Consider the following 18,394-nt stretch of genomic DNA (forward strand, 5'->3'; position numbering starts at 1 on the left):
CAACCAGGGGAAATCAATGTCCGAAAGCGACGTCCTCATTTCGAAATCGCTCGCGAGCGGCGACACTCCGACATCGATCGCCGATCTCCTGGCGATCAAGAACCGCGCCCAGCGCGCTTTCAGCCAAAAGCGCGAGCTGATGCTGGAGCCCTACCCGCGGAAGAAAGCACCGACGTTCACGTCGAACGACATTATCTCACTATGCAACCTATCACGGGACCAGTTCAAATACCTGACCAGGAAGGGTGAACTCCCGGCTGGCCAGCAGCAAGAAAACAAGCGCGCCAAGGAATACTCCTTGGCGGACGCCATCGCTTGGGTTCGCGCCACTTCCAAGCGCCCCACCCGTCCAGAACAGGTTAGGGGCCGCATCATTGCCGTGGCAAATTTCAAGGGCGGCGTCGCCAAGACATCGACCGCCGTGGCGCTGGGGCAGGCGCTTTCGCTGATCGGCCGTCGCGTGCTGGTGATTGACTGTGACCCGCAAGGCTCCGCCACGCAGCTCTGCGGGTACGCGCCCGATGCTGAGATCGAAGAGCAGCACACCATCCTCCCGCTGATCTACCGCGACTTCGCCACGCTGGATTACGCCATCAAGGAGACGTATTGGCAGAATCTGGATCTGGTTCCGGCGTCGACCATGCTGTTCGATGCGGAATTCGAGATCCCCAAACAGATCGCCGAGAACCTGGAGAAGCGCGTTCATTTCAAGTGGTGGGACATTCTGCGCGCCGGTCTCGAGCCGGTCACGGCGAACTACGATGTGGTCATCATCGACACCCCGCCATCGTTGAGCTACATCACGCTGAACGCGCTGGTGTCCGCCGACGCGATCCTGATGCCCTGCCCTCCGGAAGGTCTGGATTTCGCCAGCTCGACCCAGTTCTGGGATCTGGCTGCGGAGACGCTTTCGGGGGTGCCCGGGTTCGAAGAATCGAAGCAGTACGACTTCGTCAACATCCTGCTCACGAAAGCACGGAACACGGATCTATCCCGGAAAGTCCGGGAATGGCTCACCGACGCCTACGGGGAGCGACTGCTCCCCTTCGTCATTCCGGAGTCTTCCGTTCAGGCCACCGTGGCGGCCGGGCTCTGCACCGTCTACGACACGACAAAAGCGGACTGGAACAGCACGACGTACGCACGTATTCGTGAGCCGCTGGATCAGCTGGCCGAGTTCGTCAACACGCATCTCGAACGCGCTTGGAAACGGGGGTCCGCACAATGAGCAGGTTCAAAAATCGGCTATTTGAAAAAATGACCGTGCCGGAGAACGATGCTGCAGCAGTCGCTAGCAATCCGCCTCCGACCGCTTCTGCTCCCGAAGAAAGGCGAACCTCCCCTGGCCGCGTGCTGGACGCACAGAACAGGATCTTGGAAGCCGAGAACCTGCGCGTCGAAGCGGAAACCAAGCTTCAAGGTGCGCTTGCCCGGATCCAAAGCCTAGAGGCTGGCGGCGCTGGGGGTACTGCGATTGAGCTCCCTACGGGCAAGCTCCACGAGGTCCCCGGGCGTCGGCGGTACATGCCGCCTGATAAGTACGCAGAACTCCGGGAGAACCTGCGACACAACCCGATGGTGAACCCTGTCGTCGTGCTGCCCCGTCCTGACGGTGAATGGGATATCTGGTCTGGCCACCACCGCTGGGACATTCATATCGAGTTGGGTCGGCCCACGATCAAGTGTTTGGTGGCCGCGGTCGAGTCAGAGACAGAAGCCACGGATGGCGCCTTCTTTGCCAACCTGATGCAGTCCGACCTGACGGATTTTGAAAAGTACGTCGGGATCAAGCGCTTCCACGCCGGTCATCCGGAGTTCACCCAAACGGAAGTCGCGGAGCGAAGCGGCCTCTCCAAGCAGCAGGTCAGCAAGCTCTATGCGTTCGACCGGCTGCCGGCCGAAGCGCTAGCCATGATCGAGGCGGATAAGTCGATCATCGGTAGCGATACGGTGGCGGAACTGGCGAAGCTTGCTGAGACCGGCAAGACCGCACGAGTCGTCGAAGCGGTCAAGTTGTTAGCCGAGAAGAGGCTGGATCAGTCCCAGGCGCTGAAGCATGCTCGCGCAGTGGAAGCGCCTAAGAAAGCTGCGGCAAAGCCTGAGGCGTTCAAGGTCAGGGCGGGCAAGAGCACCTGGTGCGATGTACGTCGCGTGAAGAACGTGATGCGCATCGAGTTCAGGACCGAAGAGCAAGCCAGCGCGGCCCAAGAGGCCATTCGCATGCACCTGGAGAAGATGGCGCAGGACAGTACTCAAAACGCCGATCACTAAGTGCTTGATTTTAAATGTGTCCCGATTCGAGACTCGGAGAGCCGAGATGATGTAACGACACCCTACAAAGACAAAAGCCTTCGGCTGGAACCGAAGGCTTTTGAATAAACAGGGCTTGGCTGGAACCTCGCCCGTCACACTCCCGGCTGGAACCGGAACGAGTAGGCAACTCGGAGTGTAGCGGAACGGAAAAGACAGTCAAGCGTTCGAGTCCATTTTTGAAAATGGAAAGCTTGATCATGTCTATCGCGCAACACTCAGTTGCTGGCGAGGCCGGCATTCGCCTCGACGCCGTCTCGACTGCTACTTTCTCCGATCCGACGAGCACTCCCCCGCTCTCATCGGACAACACCAACCTGCCCTGGATCATCCTCCGCGCCGTGCATCGTGCCTCGCGCGTCGACGGCCTTCCCACTCGTGCGCGCGCCGTGCTGGCCGCCCTCGCCCGTACGGTGGATGCCAAGCGTCCCTACGCAGAGATCTTTGCGCGCCGTACCCTGCTCTCAGAACGGGCAATGCAGTCCGAGCGTACGTTCTATCGCAGCCTGACCGATCTGGAGACCGCTGGGTTGATCGACCGACGTCCGCAGCGTCGTTACGTCGACCACGGTCTCTTTGGCCGTGCCTATCTGCATCTCACCGAGCGTGCAGCGGTGTTGTTGGGGCTGGTGGAGGACTCGGCAAAGGAGACGGCCCAAGCCCAAGCCCAGCCTTTGACCCAACCGACTGCCACCGTGGCAGACGGTGCTAATACTAAGGATCTATCCCCTTCTGTTTTTCAAAAGAGACAACCGGGCGGGTTCTCTGCTGCCAAACAACCCAACCAACTCCCCGCCGATCTCCAGCGCCTGCGTACGCTTGGCTTTGGAGATTTTCTGATTTTCCGTTTGATGCGAGAAGCACGGGAACGCAACCAGCGCCTGTCGGACGTCGTGGAGGTCTGCTGGACATCCCTGCGCAAGGCCGCTCATCCGATCAACTACCTGCGGGCGCTGCTGGGCAGCACGACCGATTTCAGCCACCAGCTGCGAGCACGGCTGGTCGAGCAACAGGCTGCGCAGGCCGCCGCGGAGGAACGCGCTAGCGCGGTCGGAATCGTGCGTGGCCTGGATGGTCAGCGGTTCGTAGACGCCTTGGGTGAGACCCAGTACGCCATAGCGGAGGGCGGCCAAACACTGACGGTCCACCACGCCCAGGAGAGCGCTGCGCGACAAGCGGCTGGGGATTGGGCAACGGGCTTTGTGCGGGCATTGCAAGCAGGTCAGATCGTCCCGGTTACCGAAACGGAGGTAAAACCATCCCTACCTACCCCTCGCAGCCATCGAGAGGTTCCTGTAAGCTCGCCGACCCCTCAGGCTCGCGTGCTCACCAAGCAGGCCGCAACGCACCTGACAATGCTCCGCGAACTCTTCCGCCGAGGCGCGTGACACTCACACTCGAATTAGAAATGAACCGACCCAGCACCGATCGGAGGCGACACCATGGCTGACGATCGCGACAGTGTCCTCGACACCGTCCGATTGCAATTCGATCGCACCCTGCATAGCGACTATCGTTCGATGGATGACCTGACGACTCGGGCCCCGGGTCTGATGAGCAGTACGGGCTTCAAACAACGCTAGACCTCATCGCTGAAGCACAAGCCACCCGTCGTCCGGCGGGGGGCAACGTCGTCCAGTGGCGGCGGCAAGGACCTTGTCCAAAGCACGGTCTACCGCACTTCCCCGGCTTCCTCTTGATAACTTCCCCACAACTCTCCAGACCGGGTCGTTCACGCTGCTTCTGGCGATGGTCGATCACGTGCGTCCTCGCGTCCAAGTCCCGGCTGCCCGCGAACGCCTGGCACAGTTCACCACCCACGCCCATTCCTTCGCGGAGAGAACCGACGATGATCGAGTCCGTTCAGACTCCCTCGACCCCGGGCCCGCAGCCCAACAATACACCAGGGGGTCGCGTTGTGGCGGACCTCTCGTTCAGTCAACTCGGTGGTGCATCATGGTCGAGTTGGCGCACACAAATCGATCTCAAAGTCAGTGTAGAAACCGGCCAAATCCTCGCGCAATACCAGACCCTCCTATAACGCCCCTCTTATAAAGCAAGGGTCAGTAACATCCGTCGAACGTCGAGGGTCCAAGCGGAGCTACAGTTTCCTTGGCTCTCGCCGATACAGTCGACGGGTAAGCGTATCCGAAGGTAATGCGTGACAAGCCTGTCTCGCGACAGACTCATTTCGTTCCAATCTAAGAAAAAGGCACAGCAATGAGGAAAGCAGCTCTCGCACCAATTATTTTTCTCGCCATGACGGCAGTTTCTGTCTCGCACGCGGCTGGTCAATCGAACTTTCGCAACACTCCTGAATACAAAGACGCGTATGCCTGCGGCGTAGAAGCTTAGAAGAGTGGCACCTCGGCCGATTTTGTCGCTTCCTATTGCGTTGGAAATTCGCACGATCCGTCCAAGGCCGAGACCATCTGCTCTAGTAGCGTTTGCAATGTAGACGCCGTAGCCAAAGGTGCAAGAGCACCACCGCGAGCACTGAGACAAGTCGCTCTACACTTAGGCCCTAGGGTTAACCCCAGGGCCTTTTTCATACCCGTCACACACGGAGTTACAAACGATGAACCACTCGAAATGGTTATCACTGCGTTCTTGACGATTTCGACGGTCCACGTTTAGCGCTACGCGCTTGTATGCTACCTCGACGCAGGATTGCCATCGTCTCGCGTGCTATACTGCGAAATGAGCGTCCCTTGATGTGTTTTTATCAATTAAATCAATCGGTTAGCTATCTGTGCCGCAACACACAAGGAGTCTCTCATGACTGTGCGAGAGAAAGTGAAGAGTGCGCTCCGCAAGCGTCGGTCCAAAGTCTTTTTGCGATCGGAGTTTGCTGATCTTGGCAGCCCTGCGCAGGTGGGCCGAGTCCTGAACGTCCTGGTCAAGGAGGGCGCAATGGTGAAGCTCGGAGTCGGCGTATACGCCAAGGCCAAGCCCAGCGTTCTCAGCGGAAAGCCAACCCCAGCGGAGTCTATGGCCGTTTTGGTTCCTAAAGCTTTAGTGAAGATGGGCGTCAAAGTCTATCCGAGCCGCCTGACCGCGGAATACAACGCAGGAAGAACAACTCAGATCCCAGCCGACACTATCGTTAATACAGGCAATCGACGTATTTCGCGCCGCCTCGGGTTCGGAAATAAAACCATCGAATATGAGAATAATTACACGTTACCAAAGCGGTGTAACTGATACTGCTACACGCAGGACGATGACATGAAACCCTCTGAAGCCCTCGCATCTAATCGCGCCGCGATCAGACATGTGGTTGAGTCCCACCGAGCCTGCAACGCCCGTGTGTTTGGCTCCGTCCTCCGCGGTCTGGACACTGACGACAGCGACCTCGATATTCTCATCGACACGACAGCAGAAACAACGCTAATGGACGTGGCTGCGATACAGGTGGAGCTACAGCGCCTGCTTGGCGTGTCCGTCGACGTGCTGACACCCCGCGCATTACCGGATGCGTTTCGCAGCCGTGTACTTATGGAAGCCGTGCCGGTATGAACAAAGCCCTGCGTGTCCGAGACTACCTCGGACACATTCTGAAGGCCATCGAACGTATAGAGCGATATACCGAAGACATGGACCTGGCGGTATTCTTGAACAACGAACTGGTTCAAGATGCCGTGATCCGGAATATCGAGATCATCGGGGAGGCATCTAACAACGTCCTCAAAGGGGATCCTGAATTCGCTGCGCGGCACTACGAAATCCCTTGGCTGGTCATATACACGATGCGCAATCGTGTCTCGCACGGCTATGACAAGGTCGACTTCGAGATCGTATGGAACATGATTCGGCGTGATCTGCCCGACCTTCGCCGGCGCATCGCCGGCCTGAGGCACTGATCGCAAAGTTTTAGTCTGACACCCGCGCTCCCCTCGAAAAAGGCTGCCTTCCGGCAGCCTTTTTGCATGTGCGCCCAGCATGGGCGCGATCTTGGAGGTGAAAGTCCTCCCGTGAGTTGACCACAGCGAACGAAGCAAAGCGCAACTGCGTGAGGGTGACCGAACGTGGGGAGGAAGCGTGGAGCGAAACCGCGAGCCGAGGGACACGAACCGCATCTGAGGCGAAGCCGGCCAGGGCGAGCAGGCATGTGACTGCAAAGCTCTCGTGGTCAAGGGTCAGGCGGCGTAAATGCGGCGGTTGTGCGGGGAAGGATCGCGTTCTTCCCTGGGGAGATCCCGCCTTGTGCCTGAAAGGGCGACGGCGAAGAGCCGGAGCGGGAAGTCAGCAGAGGCCGTAGTAGCCAGAGGACAGGCCGGTGAGGCTGGAGCTATTGGCGAAGGGCCGAACGAGAAGGACAGTTACGAGACATGTCGCTTGGCGAGGCAATGCATCAGAAGCCCGGTGGATCGGGGCGCACGGAGGCGAGGCACGGTGAAGCCGGGTCAGAATCCGTGCGAAGCGTCGCTGGCGCGACGTGAGCAGACGGACTGGGGGGGCCGGCGATTTGCTGGAGCAGGCGTTGGCCAGAGAGAACCTGACCCGAGCGTGGAAACGCGTGAAGGCCAACAAGGGTAGTGCTGGCGTCGATGGACGCACGGTGCTGGATACGGGCGAGTATCACTTCACTAGAGTGCCTGGTGTGAGATAGCGGTGAGGATCACGAACATTGCTCACGTCGATTTCGGCCCAGCCCATGGTGTAAGGCTCTTTAGCAACGCCGATCAGCGCCTCGACCGTGGGCCGCACGGCTTCTGCGGCGAAAGATTGCACCGAGTACTGGACTCTCTCAGAATCTTGTTAATTTATTAACGCCCAACCCGTTCCGCCGGGCGACCGGAGATCCCGAAACTCCGCCAGTCTCCTAGCCGACGGCCCCGGAGCTCAGTGAGTCTGGGCACGCGCCTTTTATACCCACCAACGCACGAAGATTTGAAAGGCTTGCAGCTGCGGCCAAGGTAAGGCGCCTTCCGAGCGCGGGGGCTGCGGGGTCGTGCGCGGAGCTGTGGGTTGCCATGGGGACAAACTCTCCTCGATCAAGACGAGTCGCGAATTCAGCAAGTGATGGGCCTACAAGTCGCAAAGTCGTCGCTGAACCATCTCGACGAACAAGTACAGATTTGGCATCGCTTTCAACCTCAAATTCGTTCCCTTTTCGATCGACAAACCGCTGTCGCGCACGTTCAGCCATCACGCGATCAACGAATTCACGCTGTCGAACGAGATCTTGCGCGGCGGCTGCCTCGGTTACTTTGGCGTTGCGAATCGCGGTGAAATCTGTGCGGGCGCGCAGCAACGCGAGCAGATAAGCTTTGGGCGAGTCGGCCTCCGAGAGGCTTTGCCATGCCACCTCGACGACATGCGAGAGGAAATGTCCTTGTTCCTTTGCCTTTCGCATCAGCCAGAAAATCAATTTTTTATCGATTCCCAGGGAGCGGAGGCGTTGCAAGTCATGAGGCAGCCGATCCTGCTGTCCTTTATGAAAAGGGTATGGGAGACGATCTACTGTAAACGGGCCTCTCATTTTGAGAGACGGTTGAGTCTCAAAAACACTCTCGTTAGTTGCTGTCTTGATGGGCGTTGCGTCGACCCCCTCCCCATCTTGAGATTCACTTTCAGATACCGAAGTAAGTCCGAGTAACTGGGTCGCGCGCTCTGTGAGATAGATGTATGCGCCTGCAAAGCGACCATAGCGCTTGCGGACTTGCGTATCGACCGTAATAAGTCCGCGGTCGAGCAATTCGCGCTGTGCCCGATACCAAGTCGCGGAAGACATACCGGTTTCGGTACAAAGCGTTTCACGATGCTTAAAGATGCGACCGTGAGGATCGTCGTTATTAGCGGTACGGGCTAGGGCGGCGAGGGCGTCCCGGGCGCTCCGGCCAAGCCCACCGATGCGGCTTGCGCGCTCGACAGCTTCAATGGTCTTGCGCTTGAGTCGTTTCGGCGCAGGTGCGGTTAGTGCCTCGATCAGGGCGGTGGGTTGGTTCATCTCGCAACGAGTGTCATCCTCGCCAGCAACGGAGCGTTGCGCGAAAGTCATATTGACCTTTCCATTCAATAGAAATGGTTGAAGTCGCTTGACTCAGATACGCGTTCCGCTAAACTCCGTCTAACGAATCCCCCGTCTAGTGGAGTTCGGTTTGTAGCGGACGCGTATCTGATCTGCTCTAGTTAGTTACAAAAGCCCACGGTTGCCGCCGCGGGCTTTTGTTTTTGGGGCTTCTAACCGGTTTTCATGTGGTGAAACTCCTGATTCGTAATACGAATCCCTTATAAGTCAGCGGCTTAGTTTTTAAACTGCCCTCCTTGCAAGGGACTCAAGATGCTCGCGAATGGCTGTTTGTACCGCTTGAGCCTCTTCTTCACTCCGGAATTCAATACGCATAACCTTTTTCGCAATCCGAACGTCACACCAAGTTGCCTTGCCGATCTTTACCTTAAAGCCCGCAGGTGGCTTCGTTGGAAGCCAGGTCGTAGAAATGCTGCTGTTGCGGGCGAGAGCCGTCTCCGGGATTTCTATGGGCAATACACCATGCTCGCTGAGTTCCCCTTCACTGACATTTGAGAATGCCGGTCCGAACCGACGGTCTCGTCTGAGCAGACACATAGGGACCCAAATTGCGCCGACGAATGCGCGGACCATTCCGCTGCGAATTGGTCGAGCAGCGAGATCGAAGGCACAAGCACCAACGTCAGCTCTGCATCGAGATCCTCAGCAATCCAGCGCGTGGTCAGCGTCTTTCCTGTTCCACAAGCCATGATGAGTTGCCCGCGCTCGTGGGACTGGAAGCCGGCCAGGACGTCGTCGATGGCTTCGCGCTGATGGGGGCGAGCTAGATGCTTCTTTGCCATTGAAACTTTGTGCGTGAAGTTGAGTTTTGACGGCAAACGACGCCGGATATTGAGTCCCGCTATTTCCGGAATCCAAGGACTTCTAAGCAAGTCCAGCCTCCACGACGAACCTCGAAGTCGGGTTCTTTTTCGCCGTAGAGATGCTGAGGCTGTCCTTAGCGCGGGTCATGCCGACGTAGCAGAGTCGCCTCTCTTCCGCTTCAGTGCTACCGTCATCTGGCAGCACAGTTTCCTCAACCCGAACCATACAGACGTGGTCGTACTCGCGACCCTTGCTCGCATGAAGAGTCGTCAATACCAGCGCATCATGCGAAGGCTCGTTGTTCTTCCTTCGAAGAAACTCAAGGCGATTTGTAAATGACCCATTCAAGCGGCTCAGCACATCGTACGTTGTGGTGATGGCTCGCTTTGCCTTGTCCGACTGAGCCCACTTCAGCATCCATTCTCGAACGCCATCCAGGACTAGCGCGTAGAACTCGCGACTGTAGAGCGATCGCCATTCCGCGAGCCGCTTGAGGAGGTCACGGTACTTGTCAGCAGAGACCTCGGAAAGGCCCAGCGCGACCAAGTCCTTCCTCTTGGCGATATCCGGATTCTTGGGCCCACCGGCTGCATGCAACAGTTCCAGCTCTGAGGACGCGATACCGGAATATCCCAGCAACGAATCCAAGCCCGTTTCCCTCGACATCTGAATCAACTCGATCAAGGTGCAAAGCAAGGCCGATTCCGGTTGGTCAAGGATGGAACGGCCCGCGGCGCGAAAGTACTTGACGCCCTGAGCGCGGGCCACTGCCTCGTAAGGGTCAAGAATTCGATTCGTGCGAGCCAAGACCGCTGCAGTCATCCCCTGACGAAGTTTGGGCGCGAGCGTCTCGATTGCCGCTATGGCTTCTTTGTACTCGTCATCATATCGATTAAACGCTACGGCGCCGCCCGGTCCCCGATGTGCTAGAAGCTGCTTGGGAATCCTGTCCTTGTTATTTGCGATAACTTTGTCCGAAACGGCAAGGATTTCGGCCCGCGATCGATAGTTCTTCCCCAAAACAATGGTCTGAGCGGCGAACTCGTTCACGAACGCTTGCATTCCTCGTGCTCCCATCGCGGCCCTGAATGCGTAGATGCTCTGGTCGTCGTCGCCTACCGCGCAGCAGATACAGGAGGTTTGCCTCACCGTCTCTGCGACGTACAGATACTGAAGCTCATCGCAGTCCTGGTACTCATCAAGCAGCAAATAGTCCACCTGATATGGCGTTATGGATCGATCTTGTAGACCCACTACTGCCAGTCGAATCATGTCCTGGAAATCCAGCATCCCGCTTCGCGCGAGTGCGCCCTGGTATCCATCAAAAATCTGTCGCTCAACCGTGCCGCCCGGCGGCGCGTCCAGATCCGTCTTCAGGCGTTCGATGAGCGAGACCGCATCTTCCACTTTCATCTCGATCGCTGCGTCGTGGAGGACTTGAGTGACCATGGCCAAGCGGCTGCCGTCCGTTGCGATGTCCGGTTTCTTTCCAAGCTTTTGTCCGAGTTGCTTGTAGGCAAGGGAGTGGAAGGTCCCTGCCAATAGTCGATTCTTGGCGCCCGCTCCGGCCAGCGCGATGATCCGATCCCGTAGCTCGATCGCCGCATCCCGACTGAACGTGACAGCGCCCACCGTGACGCCCGGCTCGGAAAGGAGAACGGCAGCCTTCGCGGCGATGGTTGCAGTCTTGCCCGCACCTGGCACAGCCACCGCCAGACAGTTTCGACGCGAGTCGACTACCTCGCGCTGGGCGGGGTTGAGGCCATTCAGCACATCGTCAAGGGAAGGCAGCATACAAATTGGATCGTGCCGTGTAGTGGCACATAGTCCCCGTTGGTGGCAGTTGGTGTTAGCAAGTGCCACATGGAGCTAGTGGCACATGGTGTTAGCTGGTGTTAGCAAGTGGCAGGGGGTGGCACTTGCTCCCCCGATCTGGCACTGGTGTCACCTCTGTGAGGGCCAGGAGGTGTGAGCAAGTGTCACAAGGTGACAGCATGTGCTACTTGCTGCCACCACGCCCCACGTGTTGGTCGACATCGACCTATACGCCGCGCACCGTGGTCATGAGCTTCAGGTGCGTCGTATAGCAGCGCAGGGCCAGCGGCTGGAACTTGCGCAGGAAGCGTGCGACTTCCTCGTTCACGTCGGTCTGGTCGCGAATGCCGTTCCAGACCATGAAGTCGAATTGATCCATGGTCTTGTCGAAGTTGACCAACACCTGGAGGGCACGAACGGCGAACCGGGAGTAGGCCTGCACATCCAGGTCCAGCGACGGACGTGTCACGGTCGGCTCGAACACGATGTCGTTTTTCGCCACCATTTCCTGCTGCCGCTGCTCACGGTAGGCGGTGGCCACCCGCAACTGCTCGTCGACATAGTCTTCGAGCTTGCTCAACTCACGTTCCAGAAAGCCTTCGATGGTGGACAGTTCGCTGCGGCTGAACGTGGCCTCGCCGAAGCGTTGCAGATTCAGGCTCATCCGGTTCATGTACGGCCACGACTGCTGGAAGAGAGGCCGCAGGCGCGTGTGGTTCAGTTTGACGTTGACCATCACAACCGCCGCGCCGGCGACTTCGCGGTCAAGCAACTGCATTCCCAGTTCGCGGCGGCGCTTCATGATCGTGGCGCGCTGCTCCGGCGGCAGCTCGCGGAAGCGCTTGCGACTCTGCTCGACTTCCGCCTTCTTCATTTCCGCCTGGTCCGACGAGATCAGCCCTTCCTTGCGCAGCGCGTCGGCAGACGCCTCCATCTGGACCAGTTCGGTCTCCACATCGTCAAGGGGGTCCTGGCCCATCGAGCCCGGCAACCCTCCGGGCACATCAGGTGCGGCGACGACACCGGAGGCGGTCTCGATCACGGGCGCCGGGTCGGCCTGGGTCTGTTCAACAATCGCGGTCATGTGGAATACTCCAAAATGAGGCCTGAGGCCAAATGCTCAGTAAATGTCGCGGCCGACTATCGGCCGACATGGAATGACGCGGCGAGCCGCCAGCTGAGAAGGCCGACGAAGCAAACGCCGGCTGTCCACCAGTACGCAAGCAGTGGTACCGGCAGGAGCAGGGCGGAAGCCCCGACGCCGAAGCTCACCAACAAGCCGTGCGCAGCAACGTGGAAGGAAACGGGATTGGCAAAGCCAGCGGCCGATGCCTTGATCCGCCGCGAGACCGATCCGTCGTTGAGCAGCGCGGCCAGTAGCACCACAGCGCCAAAGAGCCAGTAATGACCCACGGCGGCGCGGTACAGCATCCGGTACATCATTAGCCAGAAATGCGCCATCCACCGCCGGCCCATGTCGGAAGCACCGGCGTCCGAGATGGCCGCGCGCTCGGCAGACCCGGCGAACGACGCTTTGATAACGCCCGGCTGCACGAACCAGCGCGCGAAGTGTTCGTTGGCGGCCTGGGTGGCGGCATCCGCTTTTTTGTCACCGAGGAGACGGATCACAGATGTCTGTTCAGCCTCGCCTACCTCGAACGCGGCGTCGTCCGCAATGAGCGGGGCCAGCGCGCAGATCATGAGCGGCGCGGCCAGCAGCCAGAGCCTGACATGAGCCCCAAATCGACTGTTGGCCATGTCAGATCCTCCGTAGGACAGCGAGCACCGGCAAGCTGGCGAAGGCGACGAGCGCGCCCCAGAAGACGGCCGGCTTGACCACAGAAATCTTCACCAGCGCGAAGCACGCTGCGGCCGCGCCGGTCGTGAAGGCTGTTGGCAGCTCGCTGGCCCTCGCCGGTGGGGCGGTGAGCCATTCTTGCATGCCCAGCGCGAGCGCTGGCTCGACGCCGCATAGCCGTGCGGACAGTCGCGCCGGCACCTGGCGCATCAACAGGCAGAGCCGCTGAGCGTCAGCGTGCAAAGTTTGCAGCGACATCGTAGGCCTCGAAGTAACGGGTAAAGCAGTGACCAGTCAGCACGCGGGCCGCGAGCTGAAATGCGGCACAGCGCTGTGTCACGGTGCCAGGTACCGGTTCGTCAACCACCCGGCAGCTGTACCCGTCCGGCTGACGTTGCTCGAAAGCGGTAATCGACTCGAGATAGGGCGTCCAGACGTTGTACTTGTCGCCTTTGAACGCGGCATAGCGCTTTACGTATAAGTCATGAGCGCGCCCGAACAATCCCTTCATGAACGCGGCATTCGCGTCGCCGTGCTTGCGCGCCGCGCGCCATGCTGAAATCGCATCGGTGAGCATCTCCTTGACCAGCGGCTCCTCCCGCACGCGGAAATTGACTCCGATGTAGTCGATCACGCGGGTACAGACGTCATCGAGGTCCGGAGACACGGTGAAGATCGGCGAGAGTTTTGCCGAGAGTTTGTATTCCTTGATGACTTGTCGGAACAGAGGGCTGCGCATGGATCTTTAACCTTGAATAATGGGAATGCGGCCTTGGTAGACGGAACCGCCGGAGATCCGCAGGAAGTACTGCAGGTTCGGCAACTGGGTGATCAGCTCGGGCGGGATCAGTGCTGCCTTCTCGAGCTGCGTCGAGCGAGAGACGGACCCGCTGAATTCGCCCACGTGGGCTTCGGTACCGGTGCTGGTGCTGCTGGACACCACCACGTTGCGGATGGCCGTGGTGCCGGCCTTCTCGGAGAACCAGTTGGCCGTGTCAATGTCTTCCAGTCGCAGGACGATCTGGTTGTTGAGGTTACCGAGCACCTGCTGCATCTTGGCCACGTTTCCGAGCTTGGCGGTGAGGTCGGAACGGGTCTGGTACGCGACGAACGCGTTGAAACCGGCGCCCCTGCCCTTGTTGAGCACCTGGATGACCTGCTCATTGATCGCCTCGGCTACCTCGTCGATGATCAGCACCACCTTCGGAGGCTTCTCGTAGAAGTTATAGATGGCGCCCGCCACCGAGGCGATATCGGCGAGCAGCATCGACATGATGGCCTGGGCCACCAGTGAGTTCGAGAGCGAATCGGCGCCCACATACAGTACGGCCTTCTGCTTGATGACCTTGTCGATGTCCCAGATTTCGCGGTGGTCATCGAAGTCGTCCGCCTTCGGTGCCAGCATCAGGCCGGTCTCACCGGTAGCCAGCATCTGCAGCAGCGGCAGGGCGGACGCGATGATGCGGCCATAGTGGTCGCGGTCATGCTGGAATGTCGAGATCAGTCCGTCGATGGACTCATGGCCGCGATCCACATTCGCAAAGCGCTCCACATAAAGGCGAACCATGGCGTCGAGCTTCGTGCCTCCGGGACGCTGGCCTGCCTGCTGCAGGTATCCGTTGGCCTCTTCCTCCCAATCAGGCATGCCGGCTTCCGGAAAGAAGCGGTGAAGGGCTCGGTCGAGCAGCTTGTTGATGCCGTTCTGCGCGTACTGGAGGATGGAGCGCAGGTTCGGCTTGTCACCCACATAGAGTTCGCCCTTCACCGCCCGGTCGATGAACAGGAACGCAAACTGGCGGAAGGGGCCTTCCTCCATCAGCTGGGCGATGCGGCTGGGGATTTCGGAGGGTTGCGACCAGTTTTCGAGCGGGTTGAGCCGGATGGACTGCGACGGCGAAGCCTGCTTCCAGTACAGGAACTTGCGGCCGGCGCGCTCGCATTCCTTGCGCACACGTGCGACCCACTCGGCGTCGTTCTTGGGGTCGATGATGATCAACACGTCATCGGGCTGATGGATGACCTGTGTCGAGATGACCTCATACGTCCGGGTCTTGCCCGACCCGGTCGTCCCGCTCACCGAGGTATGGCCAGGCATCGCCTTATAGTGGAAAGGTACCTGCATCTTCCTCGGCTCCATCCCATGGATCCACGATTTGCCCTGAGGGGAGCGGTCGGCAATGCTATCGGCCGGGGCAAACACCTGCTCGACGCGCTTCACAACCCGCTTGGGCACCCAGCGGGGGAGGCCGGGAATTTCGCTCGAAGGCATGCGCAGGATGTCGTGGGCAATTTGACAATGCTTTTGCGTCCACTCGAAGCCCGCCCCGAGAAACATGGAGTCCTCGTCCTTGCGCATCTGGGTGCTGATCCCGAGCAGCATGTCGACCTGAATGACGGTCAGCCACTTGGTCGAAATTGCCATGCGGAACTTCAGCGCGCGCCACACCTGTGTGCTGCGCAGCGCCAGCATGCCCAGACAGAAGAGGGCAAAGTAGCCCGCTGCAGGCATCCCGCTGGTCAGGATCAACCGAAGCGCGAGTAGCCAACCGATGGTGGCCCGAAATTCGTAGATCGGCCGGAAATGATTGATGTATTGGTTCACGCCGTACCTTCCGTGGGTGCCGAGCGCTCGCAGATCAGCGAAGCGACCTTGTCGACGAGCAGAATGTCTTGCCCGACGACCTTGTAGAGCAGTTGGTACTTGCGCAGGTTTTCGATCAGCGTCTCGGAGGCAATACCGTAGTTGCCAATCGTGCGCTTGCTGACGGCCAGCTTGCCGTCGACCCATGTCACCTTGACCTTGTTGGCCACGACGTCCTGGGACAAGGCTCGGAAAAACTCGCGCATCAGATTCGAGGCACCTGCGAGGACATCGGCGAAGGGGTCCTTGGTCTGTTCCTTGCGTAGCGACCGCGAGCCATCAAGCTGCACGACATTGGGACTTCCTCCAGCGGATTGAGGCGCATCAGCAGGCGCGGCTGGGGAGGGCGTTTGCGCGGGCGCTGGGGCGGCACCTCGACTCGCCGAGCCATCGTCCCCGATGGGTGCGGGCGCTTGCGGTGCCGGTGGTGCGGATGCGGTCGCGGCCGCGGAATGATTCACCGGCTCCGCAGCCGCGGCCAACGCCTTGGCATCGGGTGGTGCTTTCGTGTCTGGGGCGAACGCGGCACGGCGGGCCTTCACTTCGAACTGGCTCAGCGTGTCGATGGCCTGGCGCAGCACCTTGTGCAGCAGTGTCTCAGGGCCTGACGGACGCGGCTCGGGATTGATCGCACCGAACAGTTCGGCGAGCACCACGCCATCGAACTGGGCCAGGCGCTCGGCACCGAGAATCTCTCTGGCGAGCAGGGCAGTGCGCATGCGTTCCACGGGCAAAGCCGCTTCACGACGCGTCACCGTGTAGCAGCATTCTCCCAACCACGGCCCGAAAGGCCCATGGGCTGCCGGCATCCATTCGGCACCGTCGCTTTCGCGATGGAAGCGGAAGTGCCGGCAGGGCTCGTCCAGGCACGAGCAACACGCGGCCAGAAACAACGCATAGAGATACTGAGGTTCGAGCTGCCGACGACGCTCCGAAGGCTGGTCAGCGGCGAATTTTTGCGCGCCCGACAGGCGCATCGCAAAGTAAGCCGCCTCGACCGTTGCGCGGAAAGCGCCACCCGGTTCGGCGTGTTCCTCAGGACGCAAGGGCATGGATGAAAACCACGCCGCGCAGCGCTCCAGTAGAGCGAACCACTTGGTCTCAAACTCGTTCGCGGTCGCCTCGTTCGCATACTGTTTGATCAAATCGACGCGAGAAGTGTGCGCGCGCAGCAGGCTTGCGGAATCCATAGGCTGATGGGTCATTTGCCGCCACCTGCAAGATTCTGCCCAAGATTCCAAGCGCCGCGACCCAGCCCCTTGAGTCCGCTGGCCCCACTGACACCGCCCCCAGTACCGAAGATGGATCCGGCAACCTTTGGAATCTCCAGCGCGATGAACACCAGCATGATCGCCGTGGAAGTCGCGTAGCCGGCCGCGACGAACGTATCAGTTCCGACATTACCCACGTCAGTAACAATACTTAGCAAGCTAGCGCTGACCAGCTGCGAGATGGTCGCTGCGATCACCATATAGAGCGATCCGGTCACCATGTAGTCCAGCCACGCCGTGAAATACCGTCGTGTCATATCGAACATGCCAAGGGCAACGGCCAGCGGACCCACCACGATGCCGATAGCAACCTGCAGGTGTCCCAGTAGAATGAACCAGAAGTAGATCAACGCCGAAACAAGCACGGCTATGAACGCGATGAAGAAGAGAAGGGCGGAAGCAATCGCCTCAATCCACTTTAGGGGGTTCGTGGCGTTGGAGATCACTATTCGACAGACAGAGTCAAAAAAGCTCCCTGCTGTTTTAGAAATCGAGATGGGTACGTTGTAAATATCGTCACCGCCATTGATGCTTTCGGCGATGCCGGCGAACCAAGTGAAGATGGCGGGTCCGAAGGTTGTGTAATTGACATATATCGCCGAAAAAATCCCGACCACCAGCAAAGTTTCAAACAATTCGGTCCATGCTTTCACAGCATCGCCTGCCGCACCAAAGCGCAGTCCAGCGAGCACCAGCGCAATGACACCGAGACCGAAGGCGATCTTGTCGGCGTTCCCACGTGTGCGATCGCTCAGGGAAACTGCGCCCTGAATAAGACCACTCCGCAATCCGTTCATCTTGTCGAGTGCTTTCTTGATCCCTGCGCTTACGTCGCCGGGCTTGCCGGCACTAACCGGCTTCGTTGTCTCACTCGTACCGGTGTCCTGCGCTACGGCAAGAGTGGGAATGAGAAAGGACAAAGCAATCGCGACAGCCACCATCAGCATGAGCACGCGAGGGGAAAAGCGGAGCGCAAAGCTCATCATTTCATGTCCATGATTGTCTGGCGCTGCTGATCGCGATCCGCCTGGAGTTGACGAGCGGCATTCAGGACCTCGGCTTCGACGGCTACCACCTTCTGATCCCTATCCGCATCGGACTGTGCTCGTGCGCTCATCAACTGAAGCACGTCTGAGTTTTGCGATGCAAGCACGTCAAGCATCTGGTTGGTGGTCTGGGCCGTTGCCTGCGCGGTGGGCGTCAGGTTCATCTGGTCCTGAATCTTCTGGCGCCGCTTGGCGGCGGCCTGGGTGTTCTTGAAGACTGTTGCGCCCAGATTGAAAAGATTCTTTGCGGTCTTATCTCCGCCGTTTAAAAGGGCGCGCTGATCGTCGAACCATTGTGCCGGCGTCTTGCCCGAGGAAATCATCATGCTTTGCACGCGCTTCAGATAATCTCCGTTGTCTGACACCGCGCCGTAGACGTCCTTGAGCGAGGCGCCGTACACCTCGTACTGACCAATATCGCCTTTGATCGCGTTGAGCTGTTCGGTCAGCTGGGACGCGTCCAGGCCGGTCGCCTGGAGGAGCTGGTTGGCCATCATCTTGTACTGATAGACGACGTTGGTGTTCTGGTACACCTCGTCTTTCAGGGACTGCATGGCCGACATCGTGGTCTGGACGAGATTGGCCACGTCGATGACGGGCAGACCGGTGGCATTGGCTGCCGAGGACAGAACAAGGGTGGCCGCTGCCGCGGCCTTGAGGCACCATTTCTTCAAG

General features: G+C 59.2%; 18 protein-coding genes. 6 read left to right on the plus strand and 12 right to left on the minus strand.

The window, feature by feature from the left end:
- The first annotated feature begins 16 nt into the window (after positions 1 to 16).
- The 6 genes from KHO41_RS24435 (at position 17) to KHO41_RS24460 (ending at position 6,173) form a co-directional block, all read left to right on the plus strand.
- The gene (locus KHO41_RS24435; RefSeq protein WP_211955833.1) at positions 17 to 1,228 is read left to right on the plus strand and encodes a ParA family protein; all 1,212 of its coding nucleotides are present in this window, start codon (positions 17 to 19) and stop codon (positions 1,226 to 1,228) included.
- Positions 1,225 to 2,271 (plus strand): ParB/RepB/Spo0J family partition protein, encoded by a 1,047-nt coding sequence (locus tag KHO41_RS24440; protein WP_244874008.1) that lies wholly within the window; start codon positions 1,225 to 1,227, stop codon positions 2,269 to 2,271. Before KHO41_RS24435 ends, KHO41_RS24440 begins: the two co-directional genes overlap by 4 nt.
- Positions 2,272 to 2,510: 239 nt before the next feature.
- Entirely contained in the window at positions 2,511 to 3,698 is a 1,188-nt protein-coding gene (locus tag KHO41_RS24445) for a hypothetical protein (protein WP_211955834.1), read from the plus strand.
- A 1,390-nt stretch (positions 3,699 to 5,088) separates the two neighbouring features.
- The gene (locus KHO41_RS24450) at positions 5,089 to 5,514 is read left to right on the plus strand and encodes a DUF6088 family protein (RefSeq protein ID WP_211955835.1); all 426 of its coding nucleotides are present in this window, start codon (positions 5,089 to 5,091) and stop codon (positions 5,512 to 5,514) included.
- A gap of 24 nt (positions 5,515 to 5,538) precedes the next feature.
- Complete coding sequence (locus KHO41_RS24455) at positions 5,539 to 5,829, plus strand: nucleotidyltransferase family protein (protein ID WP_211955836.1); 291 nt, start codon at positions 5,539 to 5,541, stop codon at positions 5,827 to 5,829.
- Complete coding sequence (locus tag KHO41_RS24460; protein ID WP_211955837.1) at positions 5,826 to 6,173, plus strand: HepT-like ribonuclease domain-containing protein; 348 nt, start codon at positions 5,826 to 5,828, stop codon at positions 6,171 to 6,173. Before KHO41_RS24455 ends, KHO41_RS24460 begins: the two co-directional genes overlap by 4 nt.
- Before the next feature lie 718 nt (positions 6,174 to 6,891).
- Here KHO41_RS24460 and KHO41_RS24465 read toward each other — a convergent pair.
- From KHO41_RS24465 to KHO41_RS24520, 12 genes are all read right to left on the minus strand, one after another.
- Entirely contained in the window at positions 6,892 to 7,044 is a 153-nt protein-coding gene (locus tag KHO41_RS24465; RefSeq protein WP_211955838.1) for a hypothetical protein, read from the minus strand.
- A 91-nt stretch (positions 7,045 to 7,135) separates the two neighbouring features.
- Complete coding sequence (locus KHO41_RS24470) at positions 7,136 to 8,314, minus strand: helix-turn-helix domain-containing protein (RefSeq protein ID WP_211955839.1); 1,179 nt, start codon at positions 8,312 to 8,314, stop codon at positions 7,136 to 7,138.
- Between the two features lie 476 nt (positions 8,315 to 8,790).
- Positions 8,791 to 9,126 carry a DEAD/DEAH box helicase family protein gene (locus KHO41_RS24475; protein ID WP_211955840.1) on the minus strand — a complete coding sequence of 112 codons (336 nt, stop codon included), beginning with the start codon at positions 9,124 to 9,126 and terminating at the stop codon, positions 8,791 to 8,793.
- Between the two features lie 82 nt (positions 9,127 to 9,208).
- On the minus strand, positions 9,209 to 10,942 hold the full coding sequence (locus KHO41_RS24480) for an ATP-dependent helicase (RefSeq protein WP_211955841.1): 1,734 nt from the start codon (positions 10,940 to 10,942) through the stop codon (positions 9,209 to 9,211).
- Between the two features lie 247 nt (positions 10,943 to 11,189).
- A complete protein-coding gene (locus KHO41_RS24485; protein ID WP_211955842.1) occupies positions 11,190 to 12,047 on the minus strand; it encodes an ATPase in 858 nt (285 codons plus the stop codon).
- A gap of 56 nt (positions 12,048 to 12,103) precedes the next feature.
- A complete protein-coding gene (locus KHO41_RS24490) occupies positions 12,104 to 12,721 on the minus strand; it encodes a DUF4400 domain-containing protein (RefSeq protein ID WP_211955843.1) in 618 nt (205 codons plus the stop codon).
- Position 12,722: 1 nt separating this feature from the next.
- Positions 12,723 to 13,019 (minus strand): hypothetical protein, encoded by a 297-nt coding sequence (locus tag KHO41_RS24495; protein WP_211955844.1) that lies wholly within the window; start codon positions 13,017 to 13,019, stop codon positions 12,723 to 12,725.
- Positions 12,994 to 13,500, minus strand: a complete 507-nt coding sequence (locus tag KHO41_RS24500) for a hypothetical protein (protein ID WP_211955845.1) — start codon at positions 13,498 to 13,500, stop codon at positions 12,994 to 12,996. Before KHO41_RS24500 ends, KHO41_RS24495 begins: the two co-directional genes overlap by 26 nt.
- Before the next feature lie 6 nt (positions 13,501 to 13,506).
- Complete coding sequence (gene traD, locus KHO41_RS24505) at positions 13,507 to 15,363, minus strand: conjugative transfer system coupling protein TraD (RefSeq protein ID WP_211955846.1); 1,857 nt, start codon at positions 15,361 to 15,363, stop codon at positions 13,507 to 13,509.
- Positions 15,360 to 16,607: a TraI domain-containing protein gene (locus tag KHO41_RS24510; RefSeq protein ID WP_211955847.1), complete on the minus strand. Its 1,248-nt coding sequence runs from the start codon at positions 16,605 to 16,607 to the stop codon at positions 15,360 to 15,362. The genes traD and KHO41_RS24510 overlap by 4 nt, the downstream gene beginning before the upstream one ends.
- Positions 16,604 to 17,659: a type IV secretion system protein gene (locus KHO41_RS24515; protein ID WP_211955848.1), complete on the minus strand. Its 1,056-nt coding sequence runs from the start codon at positions 17,657 to 17,659 to the stop codon at positions 16,604 to 16,606. Before KHO41_RS24515 ends, KHO41_RS24510 begins: the two co-directional genes overlap by 4 nt.
- On the minus strand, positions 17,656 to 18,393 hold the full coding sequence (locus KHO41_RS24520; RefSeq protein ID WP_211955849.1) for a conjugal transfer protein TrbJ: 738 nt from the start codon (positions 18,391 to 18,393) through the stop codon (positions 17,656 to 17,658). The genes KHO41_RS24515 and KHO41_RS24520 overlap by 4 nt, the downstream gene beginning before the upstream one ends.
- Position 18,394: the final 1 nt, after the last annotated feature.

The organism is Cupriavidus numazuensis (genome assembly GCF_905397435.1).
GTDB lineage: Bacteria > Pseudomonadota > Gammaproteobacteria > Burkholderiales > Burkholderiaceae > Cupriavidus > Cupriavidus numazuensis.